This window comes from Streptomyces sp. NPDC026417 (genome assembly GCF_055567695.1).
This window is the reverse complement of sequence record NZ_JBVHPY010000032.1, coordinates 1-13,362: the sequence shown is the minus strand read 5'-3', so window position 1 is coordinate 13,362 and position 13,362 is coordinate 1. Positions and strand designations below refer to the sequence as shown.

Annotated in this window: 16 protein-coding genes and 3 pseudogenes; 13 read left to right on the top strand and 6 right to left on the bottom strand. The window is 67.4% G+C overall.

Annotated elements, in window-relative coordinates:
• The first annotated feature begins 164 nt into the window (after positions 1-164).
• From ACZ4NT_RS34500 to ACZ4NT_RS34490, 3 genes are all read left to right on the top strand, one after another.
• The gene (locus ACZ4NT_RS34500) at positions 165-1,589 is read left to right on the top strand and encodes a PP2C family protein-serine/threonine phosphatase (protein ID WP_467729073.1); all 1,425 of its coding nucleotides are present in this window, start codon (positions 165-167) and stop codon (positions 1,587-1,589) included.
• Positions 1,586-1,954: an STAS domain-containing protein gene (locus ACZ4NT_RS34495; protein ID WP_467729071.1), complete on the top strand. Its 369-nt coding sequence runs from the start codon at positions 1,586-1,588 to the stop codon at positions 1,952-1,954. The genes ACZ4NT_RS34500 and ACZ4NT_RS34495 overlap by 4 nt, the downstream gene beginning before the upstream one ends.
• Before the next feature lie 408 nt (positions 1,955-2,362).
• Positions 2,363-2,710: a hypothetical protein gene (locus ACZ4NT_RS34490; RefSeq protein WP_467729069.1), complete on the top strand. Its 348-nt coding sequence runs from the start codon at positions 2,363-2,365 to the stop codon at positions 2,708-2,710.
• Here the strand turns inward: ACZ4NT_RS34490 and ACZ4NT_RS34485 are convergent.
• A complete protein-coding gene (locus tag ACZ4NT_RS34485) occupies positions 2,685-3,032 on the bottom strand; it encodes a DUF6300 family protein (protein WP_467729067.1) in 348 nt (115 codons plus the stop codon). The two genes, ACZ4NT_RS34490 and ACZ4NT_RS34485, sit on opposite strands and share 26 nt — an antisense overlap.
• Before the next feature lie 476 nt (positions 3,033-3,508).
• Positions 3,509-3,967 (bottom strand): hypothetical protein, encoded by a 459-nt coding sequence (locus ACZ4NT_RS34480; RefSeq protein WP_467729065.1) that lies wholly within the window; start codon positions 3,965-3,967, stop codon positions 3,509-3,511.
• Positions 3,968-3,977: 10 nt separating this feature from the next.
• Between ACZ4NT_RS34480 and ACZ4NT_RS34475 the strand changes: the two are divergent.
• The 3 genes and pseudogenes from ACZ4NT_RS34475 to ACZ4NT_RS34465 all read left to right on the top strand — a co-directional run.
• Positions 3,978-4,299: pseudogene (locus ACZ4NT_RS34475) on the top strand (transposase); the annotation flags it as partial.
• Positions 4,300-4,743: 444 nt separating this feature from the next.
• Entirely contained in the window at positions 4,744-4,926 is a 183-nt protein-coding gene (locus ACZ4NT_RS34470) for a hypothetical protein (RefSeq protein ID WP_467729063.1), read from the top strand.
• A 153-nt stretch (positions 4,927-5,079) separates the two neighbouring features.
• Positions 5,080-5,385 carry a hypothetical protein gene (locus tag ACZ4NT_RS34465; protein WP_467729061.1) on the top strand — a complete coding sequence of 102 codons (306 nt, stop codon included), beginning with the start codon at positions 5,080-5,082 and terminating at the stop codon, positions 5,383-5,385.
• Between the two features lie 383 nt (positions 5,386-5,768).
• Here the strand turns inward: ACZ4NT_RS34465 and ACZ4NT_RS34460 are convergent.
• A pseudogene (locus ACZ4NT_RS34460) lies at positions 5,769-6,086 on the bottom strand (lamin tail domain-containing protein); the annotation flags it as partial.
• 220 nt (positions 6,087-6,306) lie between these two features.
• On the opposite strand from ACZ4NT_RS34460, the gene ACZ4NT_RS34455 reads away from it, so the two are divergent.
• The 6 genes from ACZ4NT_RS34455 to ACZ4NT_RS34430 all read left to right on the top strand — a co-directional run bounded on the left by ACZ4NT_RS34455 (position 6,307) and on the right by ACZ4NT_RS34430 (position 10,064).
• Positions 6,307-6,498: a carbamoyltransferase C-terminal domain-containing protein gene (locus ACZ4NT_RS34455; RefSeq protein WP_467729059.1), complete on the top strand. Its 192-nt coding sequence runs from the start codon at positions 6,307-6,309 to the stop codon at positions 6,496-6,498.
• Between the two features lie 404 nt (positions 6,499-6,902).
• Positions 6,903-7,196, top strand: a complete 294-nt coding sequence (locus ACZ4NT_RS34450) for a hypothetical protein (RefSeq protein ID WP_467729057.1) — start codon at positions 6,903-6,905, stop codon at positions 7,194-7,196.
• 15 nt (positions 7,197-7,211) lie between these two features.
• The gene (locus ACZ4NT_RS34445) at positions 7,212-7,520 is read left to right on the top strand and encodes a hypothetical protein (protein WP_467729055.1); all 309 of its coding nucleotides are present in this window, start codon (positions 7,212-7,214) and stop codon (positions 7,518-7,520) included.
• Between the two features lie 192 nt (positions 7,521-7,712).
• Entirely contained in the window at positions 7,713-7,904 is a 192-nt protein-coding gene (locus ACZ4NT_RS34440) for a hypothetical protein (RefSeq protein WP_467729053.1), read from the top strand.
• A 76-nt stretch (positions 7,905-7,980) separates the two neighbouring features.
• Positions 7,981-8,496, top strand: a complete 516-nt coding sequence (locus ACZ4NT_RS34435; protein ID WP_467729051.1) for a hypothetical protein — start codon at positions 7,981-7,983, stop codon at positions 8,494-8,496.
• A gap of 347 nt (positions 8,497-8,843) precedes the next feature.
• Positions 8,844-10,064 (top strand): low temperature requirement protein A, encoded by a 1,221-nt coding sequence (locus ACZ4NT_RS34430; RefSeq protein ID WP_467729049.1) that lies wholly within the window; start codon positions 8,844-8,846, stop codon positions 10,062-10,064.
• 17 nt (positions 10,065-10,081) lie between these two features.
• Here the strand turns inward: ACZ4NT_RS34430 and ACZ4NT_RS34425 are convergent.
• Positions 10,082-10,355 (bottom strand): annotated as a pseudogene (locus ACZ4NT_RS34425) (response regulator transcription factor); the annotation flags it as partial.
• A 965-nt stretch (positions 10,356-11,320) separates the two neighbouring features.
• Between ACZ4NT_RS34425 and ACZ4NT_RS34420 the strand changes: the two are divergent.
• Positions 11,321-11,620, top strand: coding sequence for a hypothetical protein (locus ACZ4NT_RS34420; RefSeq protein ID WP_121407666.1), 300 nt, complete (start codon positions 11,321-11,323; stop codon positions 11,618-11,620).
• 114 nt (positions 11,621-11,734) lie between these two features.
• Here the strand turns inward: ACZ4NT_RS34420 and ACZ4NT_RS34415 are convergent, their stop codons facing one another.
• Positions 11,735-12,481, bottom strand: coding sequence for an ATP-binding protein (locus ACZ4NT_RS34415; protein WP_467729047.1), 747 nt, complete (start codon positions 12,479-12,481; stop codon positions 11,735-11,737).
• The gene (locus ACZ4NT_RS34410) at positions 12,478-13,020 is read right to left on the bottom strand and encodes a hypothetical protein (RefSeq protein ID WP_467729045.1); all 543 of its coding nucleotides are present in this window, start codon (positions 13,018-13,020) and stop codon (positions 12,478-12,480) included. The genes ACZ4NT_RS34415 and ACZ4NT_RS34410 overlap by 4 nt, the downstream gene beginning before the upstream one ends.
• Between the last annotated feature and the right edge of the window lie 342 nt (positions 13,021-13,362).

Below are 13,362 nucleotides of genomic sequence, written 5' to 3'. Positions count from 1 at the left end.
CGAGCATCTGGACCCGGCCGCTCGGCGGCGCATCCTGCGCGCTGGGGGCGTTCGGTAGGGTTCCAGGGTGCCGGCTGTCTGGTCGGTGCCTTCCTGGGGGGGATGACGAGACGAGGAACATGCCGGAGCAAGCGAGTCCGCCTGCCATAGCATCGAGCGAGCCTGTGGCCGCAGTGGTCGAGGCAGCGCGGATGGCGACGGTGCGCCGTTACAACATTCTCGACACTCCGCCGGACGGCGCCTACGACAGAGTCGCGGCGCTGGCGGCACGGTTGTTCGAGGTGCCGGTGGCGACGGTGACGATCGTGGACGAGGACCGGATCTGGTTCAAGGCCGCGCACGGCCTGGAAGGCGTCAGCGAGATCGGCCGCGATCCGGGCCTGTGTGCCTCGGCGGTGCTCACCGATGACACCACGGTCATCCCCGACACTCTGCTGGACCCGGTCGCCTGCTCCAACCCCCTGGTCGCCGGCCCGATGGGGGTACGGTTCTACGCCGCCGCTCCGATCGTCACCGCCGACGGGTACCGGCTGGGCACGGTCAACATCCTCGACACCCGCCCTCGCGAGATCAATGAGGCCGATGCCTCCACCCTCAGGGACCTGGCCGCGGTAGTGCGTGACCAGTTGGAGCTGCGGCTGTCGGCACTGAGCGCGGTACGCGCCGAGCAGGAGCGCCGCAAGGTCGAGCAGGAGAAGCGCCAGGCGGAGGAAGAGGCCCGCCAGCGTGCGGAGCGGGACAAGGCAGCTATCGCCGCGTTCGCCTCTACCCTGCAGCGCACCCTGGTGCCCCCGGCGCTGCCTGCGGTACCGGGCCTGGAGCTGGCCTGCCATTACAAGACCGCCTCCCCGCAGGAGGTGGGCGGTGACTTCTACGACGTCTTCCCCGTGGGCGGGGGCCGGTGGGCGTTCTTCCTGGGCGACGTGTGCGGCAAGGGCGCGGAAGCCGCCTCGATCACCTCACTGACCCGCTACACGCTGCGGGCCGCGGCCCTCGTCGACGCGGACCCCACGGCCGCACTGAAGGCCCTGAACAAGGCGCTGCTGCTCGACCCGGCGGTCGGCACTCGCTTCTGCACCGCCGTCTTCGGCCTGCTCGACCCCGCCCGGGACGGCGGTTTCACGGTCACGCTGGCCACCGGCGGCCATCCGCCCGCCTACCACCTCAGCCCTGCCGAGGGAGGCGGTGTACGGGTGGAGGCGGTCCGCGCCAAGGGCGGCATGTTGGTCGGCGCGTTCGCCGAAGCCGCCTTCGCCTCACGCACCCTGCACCTGGCACCCGGCGAGGGACTGCTGCTGTACACCGACGGGCTGACCGAGGCCCGCACCGCCGACGGCCGCATGCTCGCCGACACGGGCCTGACCGACTTCCTGGCCCGGCGCCAGGCGCCGGTTGGTGCCGGCGCCCTGATCGGCGACACCGTCGCGCTCCTGGACACCCTCCCCGACACCGAACGCGACGACGTGGCCCTGCTGGCCCTGTCCGTCCCCACCCCCGATGCTGCTCCCTCCGGCATCACCACCACCGCTCACAGCGCCGCCGCCCCGACCGCCGACGTCTCCGTCGGGCAGGAGAACCCACGCCCATGACCGACGCATTCCACATCGACATCCCGCACACCGACGGTGCCCTGGCCGTGATCACCCTCTCCGGCGAGTTCGACATCGCCGCCGCACCCGCCGTACGGGCCCGCGCCCTGGAACTCATCGCGAACGGCCACCCTGACCTGGTCGCCGACCTCTCAGGCGTCACCTTCTGCGACTCCTCAGGACTGGGCGCCCTCATCGGCATCTGGCGCTGCGCCAAGGACGCCGATGGCTCCCTGACCCTGGCGGCCATCCCCGACCGGCTGGGTCGCCTGCTCAGCGTTACGGGGATGGATGCCTTCCTGCCCGCCTACTCCAGCGTCGACGCCGCGCTCGGCGCACGCCAGGGCAATCGCACCACCGCCTGAAACCGCCGATGTACGGCTGCGCCGCCGAATTTACGCCGCTGCTGGAAGGCTGCGACCGCCTCGGCGACGCCGGTGCCGACGAAGCAGAAAGCGTCAGACGTTCAGGTTCGTGACGGAGAGTAGGAGATCGCCAACAAGACTGAGAAGGTCGCCGAGCAGGCCCGTGTGAAAGTCCCTTCCTTTTAGTAACGGGCCCTGAGTGCGACTCGACAGCGCCATGCGTCACGGCAGGAGGGCCCAACCACCTGTCCGGACCGCTGGAAACACCCGCAAGCAACACGAGCCTGGTCGGCGTAGGCTTCACAGAACTTGTGCCAGAGCCGGAGCTCAGGACCACGTCCGCGAGGACCTGATCGCCCGGGCCGCCCCGCAAGAGATCGAGCAGGCCCAGCGCAGCGACGCCTACGAGTGGGAGGGTCTGCCGCTCAGGGTCTGCCGCTCGCCCGGATCATCGCCGCCAGGCTGCGAGGCGAGCTGGCTGCGCGCCGTCTGGCGCTGCTTGCCGCCGCCCCGGACGTGACCACTCATCCGATCCACCCGGCGTGGGAACTGCCAGCCGCGCTCTACCTGATCCCCGGCGTGAGCGCCGCACAGACCACGGCCAGAGACCTCTTGGCCGGGTGGGCCGCTGCCCGAGACCTGCGCGACCCCCTGATCACCTGGGCGGTGACCGGCACGGATCTCACACGGACCGACGTCCAGCAGATCGCCAGCGTCTCCCGCTCCACAATCAACCGCCTGCTCCCCGACAACTGACACCGGGCGTCTGCCGGTCCAGCCCTGGCCGGGCGTCGGCTCTGCCGGGTACCAGCCGTAGGCGGCCATGCCTTCTGCCGTCCATTCCGTCAGCAGCCGGGGCGCCTTCGCTGGCCCGGGCCAGGTCGTGGCCGCCGCCGGTGGCGAAGAAGTCGATGACAGCCGCGGCCGCCGGCTTCTTGGCATCGCAGACCTTGCACAGCTCCAGCACGATGGGCTTCCCTAAGGCGTCCTTCTTCGGCATCGCCGCGGTGGTGAGCAGGTGCTGCTGCCCGCAACGCGAACAGCCCGGCAGCTCTTTGGAACGCACAACCTGCCTCATACAACGCCTCCTTGCGCAAAGCGGTGATCCTTCACCCAAGACCTGTTGATCCACGGCGTCTACCCCACCGACGTCCTCCACGCGCATGCGGGGTCCCAGCTCCACCAGGCGCCGTACGATGATCATGTGACTGCCCGTCGACCGCTTGGCGCAGGCCCTGAAGCGTCCGCGATCCGCGCGGCTCAGGCCGATCTGCACACGTCTCTGCCCGGAGTCCGCCTCACCGACATCGACGGGATGTGGGCCTGCGGTGTCCTGGGCACGCCTGCTGTTGTCCCGACAGGATCCCGCCGCTCCCTCGGAGCCGGCGGGAAACCCGACGAAAGCGCTCTGGGCCAGCAAGCGTCTCGTGAACGGTGATGGCAGTGGCTGGGTGTGAAGGCGCTTGGCAATTCGGTGACTCCGGCCTCACGCTGTCGAAGATCTAGGGCAACGCTGCGACCTCGCTGTCACGCGGTGGCGCTCCACAGGAGCGGTCACTTGCCTTCACGGTTATCGCCGGATGCGTCGTCTGTTCCTGACGACTGGGCTTCCGGGGCTTCGGAAGTGTCCGACTGCTCGACCGCTTCATCAACGGCTTCGTCATGACCGCTTGGCTGGTTCAAGCTGGCGGCGATATCCAGCTTGGGCATGGAATCCGCGGTTTGCCGGGCGAGGCGCTGCACTGGGTTGTTGATCAGCGCGGCAACCATCTTCCGCGCGAGACGCTGGGCGGGGGCGTTGGACAGCGCGGCCTGTCGAGCGGCGGCCTGCAAGGCGAGCTGGTTGGTGGCCGTGTCATGCGAGTTGACAAAAGCGCCTAAATCCTCGTCGAGGCCCCAGCTCCCGCAGCAGTCGGCGACAGCGTGAGAGTGATACTGCGCGTGGCAGGCGAGTGTGAAAGTCCGCAGGGGGGAGTGGCAGCGCCAGAGAAGCCCCTGGTGGCCGGAATTCATGACTCGGTGGGAGGCATGGGTCGACGGCGGCTACCGCCAGCACCTCGTCGAGCACGCCGCCGCCCTCGGCATCGACATGGAAATCGCTCAAGGCAAGCCCGGGACCCAAGGGTTTGCCCCCATCCCGAAGCGGTGGGTGGTCGAGCGGACCTACGGCTGGCTTACGCTCCACCGCCGCCTGGCCCGCGACTACGAGACCCGACCCGCCCGCTCGGAAGCCATTATCCATATCGCGATGGCAGACCTCATGGCCCGCCCGCCGCCTCACCAGCGAAAACATCATCTCCCAGCGCGACCCAGCACCACAGGCCAAACAGCCAATTCCGGGATAAAACAACGGGAGAAGACGACCTCTTATCACTCGCGGCCTGCTGGTCGACCTGTCCGGCAGCCCGAAGGGGACAACTGCATCACCCCGGTCCAGTCGCCGAGGCCTGCACGCGGGAGGACCTGGCCGAGCTCGCCGCCGCGGACACCCCTCTGGGCCGCGACAAGGCCGTAGTCCGCCTCGGCGTCCGGGCAGCGTCTGAGGAGGCTGGCGTGCCGGTCAGGGAGTTGAGGCGGTTCGCGCGTCGGCGGCCGCGGGCCAGCTGCCCTGGTCCATGGTTGCCAGCGCGTTGGCCGCGGCCTCACGTACTGGCTGGGGGAATCCTTCTGGATGAGATGGGGGTGCAGCAGCTCCGTGGTGCCTCATCCGGCGGTGAGAACGTCCAGAGGCCCCGGTAGCCTTCAGCCTTCACGAGTCTCTTCAAGCGGGCGGGGGGAAGATGCACATCTTGTACTTCTTTGTTGGGACGGCCTTCATGGTGGTCGGGGTCTTCAGTCTTGTGGGTGCCTTCGCGACCTGGAACTCCGGCAGGAGGGATCCGGACTACCCGCCGAATCCCAAAAGCGTTGTGAAGTGGAGCGGTTTCGGGGCCGCGTGCCTCGGGCTCATGGCCCTCTTCTATCTGCTGTGAGCATCTACGCGGTGCGTGTTCCTCGGGCCGGTGATGGCGGAATTAGCACGATGCACTGTCCTGCCTTTGCCACCGTGATCGGGAACAATGCCTCAGTTTGACCTTTAGATGTGGAGCCGCTTCGGTCGAGCAGGTGGGCTGGGGGAGCCTGGCATGCTTCGGAGCAGGGAGGCCCGCGATAGCCCCGAGAAGAGGCCGTTGCGCCTGGCTGATGTGTGCCCTGATCTTGTTGGCGAGATAGTTGCCCTGCTGCGGGACTCACATCCGGGAGACCCGATCGCGGACTCGGTTTCGAGCCTTCCCTTTCACGGGATCTTCCGCAACTACGTGCTGACCGCTCCAGAGGGGACGCCATCGCCGTGGGTCATCGAGCTGGAGCGTGAACAGGAGACGGTGTTCCTGCTGGGTGTTGATCCGTCTCAGTCTGTAGTCACGTGGGTTGAAGTGCTGGACGGGTGAAATCCGTCTGCTGCATTGTCGCGTCAGTCCTGACTGACGAGTCTGGGCTTCGTTGCCTTTTGGTCGTGGGTTGGACGGCTGTAGGCCTTGCCAGTGGCGAGGACCCGGCCCGCATTATGGTGGGGTGCCGGGCAGCGGCTCTTCGAGCCGGGTGGCCGGCCGGGACCGGGCTGAGACCGTTTCGGTGCACCAGCCGGAGAGAGCCGGTCTTCGCGGCAAGTTCCTGACCCCTTGTCACCGGCAACGGGCGCAGGCCCCACGAGGGGGTGTGGGGTGTGACCAGATATCTGGCCTCACCCCACACCCCCTTGAGGGATCGGGCAACTCGTGTCGCCGTCGCTTCCACCCGCACGCATGGAACTTGGGTCGCGGGAGGTGTGGTGTCAGCGACGGGTGTTGTGGTGGCCGTGGTTGTTGCGGTCGCCGTTGTGGCGGCCCCAGGCGACGCTGTCGACGTAGCGGTCACGGTCGTTGCGCAGGGTGGTGATGTCGGAGCGATTATCCCAGACGTAGTTGCAGCGGTCCTGGAACAGGTCGCTGCTGGTGTCGCGGCCGACGCCGGTGTGGGTGCGGACGGTGGAGCGTCCGCCCAGGCGGTAGTGGTGGAAGGTGTAGGTGTGGCCGTCGCCGTCCAGGGTCACGCCGTGGCGGGAGGTGCTGGTGAGCTCCACCCATTCCTGGTTCAGGAGCCGGCTACTTCGCCCCGCCTGCAGCCTCCGACCGCGGACAGGCCTTCGGGCGTGCCCTGTACGCCGGGCACCGCCTCACCGGAGACCTCCCCAAGCCCCCCTCAACAGTGACTACACCAGCGAGGAGATCGAGCAGGCCCACAACCGCGACCCCCGCTCCGGACTCGTCGAACGGCATAGGGCCTCGTTCAGGTGGAGCCGCGAGAGCGACATTGCCCGCACAGCCGCCCAGATGATCGCCAACGGGAAGATCATCGGATGGTTCCAGGGCGGCAGCGAACTCGAACCCCGCGCCCTGAGAGCCCGCAGCACCCTCGCCGACCCCCTGACCCGCGACAGCGCCAACGCCCTCAACACGAGTAACAAGCACCGCGAACCACTCAGGCCATCGCACCAGCCGTCCTCGCCGAGGACGCCGCCATGACGCCGTGGTGCTGCCGGCACCGGCCGGTCCGCTCGCCGGAGTGCCGAGACGTTCAAGTCTGAGGTGCTCGCCAAGCTCAGGAGCTGAGGGGGAGCGAACCGTCGAGAAGAACCTCCGGCCGGACCACACCGCCGACTCCTGCCCCGCCCACTGGAGGTAGGGGGAGCAGTTCTGCTCGGGTAGGTGGGAGCCGTCGCGAGACGGTCGTCTCGACGCGGCGGACTGGCGGTGCCACCACCGTTCTTCGGCTGCGCCGTTGGGGGGAGGGGGGAGCTGATGGCGAGGGCGGCGGGGTAAGGACCTGCTGGCCAAAGGTGCTACGCACCGATGCGCGAGCACCTCGGATGACGGTCGGGTCGGCTCGAGTCCCGGTCGGGGCGAACGTTCTTCTTGGCGTCTTCGCCATGGTGCCCCTGCACAGCGCCTGGTGGCTGCTGAACCACCGGCTGTTCAGGGGCGGGTTCGTCGACGGGCAGCCCAGCACGCTCTTCGCAGTCTGCGGAGCCGATTGCGACCGGGTGGGGCTGGCAGGACTTGCGCTGGCTGTCACCGGCGCGCTGGTCCTGCTGGCGGTCCTCGTCGTTGATGTCCTGATCCCCTCTCATCGCCGCAGGCCGCTGCGCCCGTGGCTCATGGGCACGCTCCTCATTCCCCTCCCGTATGCCTTGTTCCAAGCCGTCTCTGTCGCTCTTTCCTGAATCGGGGTCACATTCATGAGCGCTGGCATTGCGCGCCGCACCGTGCTTGGGCCCGGTGCGGCCTTGGCCGGCGGCGCCGCTCTGGCGTCGATCGCGGGCACCACCTTGCTGGCTCCTGCCGCCCAGGCCGCCGACGCCGGTCCAAATCCGGAGCGGAACCGGGTCCTGACCGCGAGACCGTCCGCGAACGATTGGGAGACGGAAAAGGTCGCCGACGGCGGCGGCTGCGGTGAGGTTCTCGACGTCGCTGATGAGGCTGACCTCCTCCGGCTTCTGGAGGGGCACAGGCTCGCGGCATGTGCGGAATCAGCACCGCAGTCGTAGCGACCTGTCCGGCTGTCGGCCCCGCATGCCGAGCATCACGCACGGGCACACCCTTGAGGTGGAATGCTCGGCGGCGCCACTCCCGGAAGCCGTCACAGCCCCGCTGGCCCAGCTGGAAATAGAGATCGGGAAGCTCGCGAAGTCCTCGCCGCTGGCGGCGATCCGCGCGGCCCGGCGAGGGAGGTCCTCGCGGTGCAGACCGCGTACTGGCCGGCCCGCGACGCGCTCAGGGACGCAGACCTCGGTCAGGCCGCCGCGGCGCTCGGTCGGGACGAGCGCGGGGGGCGGGCCCTGCTGGCCGCTTCGGCGCTCGCCTGGGCAATCCCTGAAGTCGCCACCGAATACCGATACCGCTACGTCGGGTCCTACGCGAAACTGCGGTAAGTCCCATCAACTCTGCCTTCCCCAACGAACCTGTTGGGGAAGGATCTCCGCCGCCTCCGTCCAGGAAGACAATGCCGTGGCCGCTTTGGATCTGGATAGCAAATTCCTCACCCACGCCTCGGAGGCTGCCTTCGACCTTGGCAATGACAATCTCCGTGTAACCGCCCTCACCCTCCGGTCCCGCACCGTTGAGTTCACGCAGACAAGTGGTCCAGTCGAACCACCCGTCTACTTCGAAGGTGGGCCGCCCGGCACCGATCGCGAGGCACGACGTACGTACGACTGGCAGCCGGCCGCTGACGCGCCCCCCTGGATGAACATGGCTTGGCTACTGGAGGACTTTGCTACCTGGATCGGCCCGATGGCTGATGACCGCATCAGCATCCTAGGCATCGAAGCACCCGAACCCCACTGGTGTGACGTGCTGGTCCTCGACGGCGACAGCCGCTACCGAGTCCGGATCCTACTGGCCAACCGACGCGGCATCCTCGACTTCCCTGGAATGTATCTGCGGGACATGTTCGCCGAAGGACGCTACCGCAAATACCTCACAGCGAATCATTCACTCGTCGACCTCCGTGACATTCTCTGATGTTCGCCGACGTGGTTGTTGCTGCGCGGGGTGGTGTCTGATTCGCGGAAGCCTGATTTCGTCAGGTTCTCGCCCTGACCGGAGATTCTCCGGCACGAACCGAGCCGCGCCGCAAGACCCCCCACTGCGCCATACGTTGAGAGTGGCGGGGGGTGTGGTTGCCCCCTTCGCCCTCTCCTGAGCTCCCGAGGGTAGGTCGCGCCGGGAGCGCTGTTGCTGGTTGCCTCCGGGGTCAGCTCGCCACCTAACTGCCGTATACAGTAGTCGCGTTGAGAACTTGCCCATGTGTATATCCTTCGCCCGGAGGGCGGCGCGAGGTGTCCGGCCGCGACAACGGGGGGATTCACATGGCAAGGGGCCACGACCGGCCGCGGATGACCGCCACGGGGAACGACCACCGGGTCACCCCGGCCGAGCTCTTCTTCGACTTGGTCTTCGTGTACGCGCTCACCCAAGTCACGGCCCTAATGGCGGCCGGTCCTTCGCCGCTGCGGGTGGTGGGCGCGATGGTCGTACTCGCACTGCTGTGGTGGTGCTGGTGCTGCTTCACCTGGCTAGGCAATGTCGTGAGGGCCGATTCGGGGTCGATGTTCACCGTACTGGTCGCGGTGATGGCGGTCGTCCTGATCGTCTCCCTGACCGTACGCCCGGACATCTTCGCCGCCAGGTCCGAAGGGTTGCCCACGGCGCTGCTGTTCGTGCTCTGCTACGGAGCGGTACGGCTGTTGCACCTCGTGTCGTACTGGATCTCGGGGTCCGGCGACACGGCGCTGCGGCGAACGCTTCGCCGCACGGCGCTGCTGTCGGTGGCACCGCCACTTGTGCTCCTGCTCGTGGGTACCGCGTTCTCGGGCTTCTGGCAGATCATGCTGTGGCTCGGCGCAGTCGTGGTCGACTACCTCGGCGTGTACGTCACGGGCGCTTCGGGCTGGCGCGTGAACTCGCCGGGGCACTTCGCCGAGCGGTACGGGCTGATTGTCATCATCGCCTTGGGTGAATCGATAGTGGCGATGGGCGGGGGTCTGGCCGGGTTCCCCATCACCGTTCCGGTGCTGGCCGCCACGGCAGCGGGGTTGCTGATCTCCGCGGGATTGTGGCGCCTATACTTCCGCCAGGTCGGGGAGGTGGCGGAGCACCGGCTCCGCCTGCTGGCTGGTGACGACAGGACACGATTCGCCCGGGACGCCTACACCTTCCTGCACCTGCCGCTGGTCGCCGGAGTCGTCCTCATGGCCCTGGGGATGAAGAAGGTTCTTCACCAGGTGGCCGACAGCGGGCACTACGATCTGGCGGAGCCGCTGCACGGTCTGGTCGCGTGGGCGCTCACTGGTGGCGCGGGACTGTTCCTGGTGACGACGGCGGCAATCCTGGCGCGCGCAGAGGGCCGTTGGTCCGCGGCTCTGCTCAGTGGCGGCGTGATCTGCCTGCTGGGCGGTGCGGTGGTCGCTCTCGTTCCCGCGCTTGTGGCGCTGGGGCTGCTGAGTGGCCTCGTCACCGGCCTGGTGGTGTTGCACAGCCGGTCGGTGGCGGCCCTCACAGCGGAACCGGCGGCAGCCTCGCAGGCGTAGCACCGGCCCGTGCTGCCTTATCCACGCCCGTCTCCCCTGCGACCATTGCCGGGCGTTACGTCGATGCGGTAGCCGACGCCGGGCACGGTAGCGATGATCTAAGGTTCCCCGAGCCGCTTGCGCAGCGCCGACACGGTGATGCCCACGGCGTTGGTGAAGGGGATCCGCGTTCCGCCCTCGGCCTCCCTGAGGACCTCGAGCACGGCGAACTGTTTCCTGGTCAGGCAGGGCGACGTAGCGGCCTTCCCGGTAGACCACGCGGCGGAACGGAGCCAGCCGCAAGCCCGCGATTCATTCTCGTCCTGCGCGCGTCCGGTTCATGCCCCGGCATCGTCTCGGCGGCCAGGACGTCCGGCTCGACTGGCAGCGAGCCTGTAGTGGTAGGTGGCCGGCAGCCGGTCGGACCGGCTCTGTTCGGCCCAGCAGCTTCCGCCGATGGGCCGGATCAAGTGTGGGCCGAACTCATCGAAGGCGAATACCCGGTCCGGGAAGCGGTCCAGGACGTGCTCGATAATGTCCAGCTTCGTTTTCCGTTCGGGGTCCGCGGGAGACGAGCATGGTGGCGTCCGCGTGCCCGGGGCCACGCTTGGACCGCGCCCGCACGCTTACCATGCTCCCGTCCCGGGAGCATGGTAAGCGTGCGGGCCGACGATGCCCAGATGCCCTCTGGTCTGGATGACATGGCCGTGCTCGGTCGCCATCGTGGGACGGGATGAGATTTTCAGCGAGACCTGACATCTTTCAGCGAGAACTGTCACCACCTGGGCTGCCGACCTTCGGAAGTCACCCTTGCTGTGAATCTGGCCAACTCAGGCCGATCATGAAAGTCTCAAGTCACACGCTCACGGCCCTGCAGAACCGAGGTCAAGTAGGCCAACAGGCATGACAGGTTATACCGACGCGGCACCCATGGGCTTGATTGGCTGAAAATCTCTCTGTCCGATAGTTGGGCTGCACTCCTAGGATCCGCGCAGTCGACCTCAGCCATGACTTCTGGAGCCCTGGCGATTAGGGCTAGGCGGACAGTGCTCGAATTTCGGCCGGTACAAGCGATGGGCTTGGCCCAGATCAGTGGAGGAACAATGAGAACGAAGATGCGGGCGGCAGTTGCTTTGACCGCCGCGGCAGTCAGCTGTGCTGGCGCGCTCACATTGAGCCCAACTGCTCAGGCCTCAGCAGCAACTCCTGCGGCCGTCATGGGTGGATGCGGCTCGTTGACCCCCTGCGGGGAGGCCACGAACCTCACGCCCTGGGGGATGCACATCACCACCACTCTCGGGACGGGAACGTCGGGCTACTGCGACGTGTGGAACAAGGATGGCGGCTCCACCCCTTCGTTTTGGCACGCGAAGTGTGACCAGCGGTACCTAGCACCGGGCGCCCACTACGGGGGCGGGAACATCGACGTTGACGCTTTCACGTTCAACGACCGGGGCTACTACATGACCTTCTCCACCCGGACCTGGCACGCGGCGGGAACCTGGACCAAAATTACGAACCTGCAGGATGCAAAGTGCGACGACCGGAACGGCGTTCCGGAGTGCTGGATCAGCTGAATAGTCCCGAAGGTGCAATAGGGCTGGCCGGAGGCCGAGACCTGCCGGCGATTTCTCATCGACATTCGGTGCCAACTACCCCTGACGAAAATCGTCGTTGCTGCAGGTCAGCGTCTACATGTAGTTCCATCCGTGACTGAAATTCACACGTGCGACGGGGTCCGCGTAGGTGACCACTCCCCGTACGCCGTGGCCCGCGGCCAGACGCAGAGCCCCCGCGACCGTGAAGCTCTCCCCGTTGCTCGCCACCGAGGGGGACAGGCACACCCTCGACATTTCCAGCGCCTCCGTGTATGGCTCCTTCTGCGTATCGGAATCGCTCGTTAGTTCGTCGATGCAGAGCAGGTCGCCCCGGCCGTAGCGGGCGATCGTCTTCGAGAGCTGCTTCTCGTTGGCGGCCTCGACCAGTTCGTTGACGAGTTTGGTGGCCAGCACGTAGCGGACCCGGAAGCCCTGCATGGCGGCCTCGGTGCCCAGTGCGATCAGCAGGTGAGACTTGCCGGTGCCGGAGTCGCCGATCAGACAGAGCGGTTCGCCCTTCTTCACCCATTCGCAGGTCGCGAGCGTGTTGACGGTGGCCGGGGCGACGTTGGGGTTGGCGTCGAAGTCGAAGGCCCGCAGGCTCTTCTCCCGCGGGAAGGCAGCGGCCCGGATGCGGCGTTCGGACCGGCGCCGGGCCCGGTCGTCGCACTCGGCCAGCAGCAGCTCTGCCAGGAAGGCCCGGTAGGACATCTGCTCGCGGGCAGCGCCGTCGGCCAGATCCTTGAACTGCTGACGGGTGGTGGGCAGCCGCAGCATGCGGCATGCCTGGTCGATGGAGGCGGTGGCGGCTTCTTCGGTCAGGCCATGCTTGCGCATCATGATCCTTCTTTCTCGCCGGCCGTGCGGCCAGGCCGTTGGAGGATTTGGTCGTAGTGGGCCACCGAGGGGAGCGGCCGATTGTCGGGCAGGAGATGGGACAGCTTCCAGTCGGCGAGGAAGGTCACCGACGCGGTCGGCCCCTCGTCCTCCGTCGCCTGCTCCGTCCCGGGACGGGCCGGCGGGGTCGGCCCACCGTCCGAGTCGGCGAGTTTGCGGGCCTCCAAAGCGACCGCGTCAGCGGTCAGGGCCCCGGCCCGGTAAGCGGCGGCCAGGCCGGCCACGACCTGCTCGTGGTCCATGTGCCGTGCCAGCAGCAGTACTTCGATCAGCGCGCGGGTGCCGGCGGCGTCACCGTGGGCGGCCTTCGCCGCAGTCCACCACTTGTCGTGGACGGGCGTGAAGCGCCCCGCGGAGCGGGCCTGCTCCAACGCGGTCGATCCGGGAAAGGCGCCTGGCTTGCGCAGCAGGGCTTCCAGGTAGTGGTCCAGGACCAGGCAGGAGCCATTCCGGCCGCCGAGGCGTTCATGCCGGGTGACCACTTGGCGGCCGTCGTAGACGACGAGGTCGTTGGCGTCTGGCTGAACCGGTTGACCCTAGGAGTGAACCAGCGTCCCGTCTCGAAGGGCTCCGTTGGCAGCGGCCGTAGCAAGTGCTGTTCGTCCGCGAAGTAGTCGCCGATGGTGCGGGTGCGGCCCCGCAGTCTCCGGGCTTCATCAGCCTGTTCCCACTGGTCGACCATCGCGTTGAGGTCGGTGAGCGAGGCGACTTCGGGGATGGGGACGAAGTTTTCTGTGTGGGGGTGGGTTGTCGGTGGGGGTTTGAGTGGGGCTTGAGTGGGGTGCGGGGGTTTTACGAGTGGCTTTGGTGAGGGTGGGGGTTGT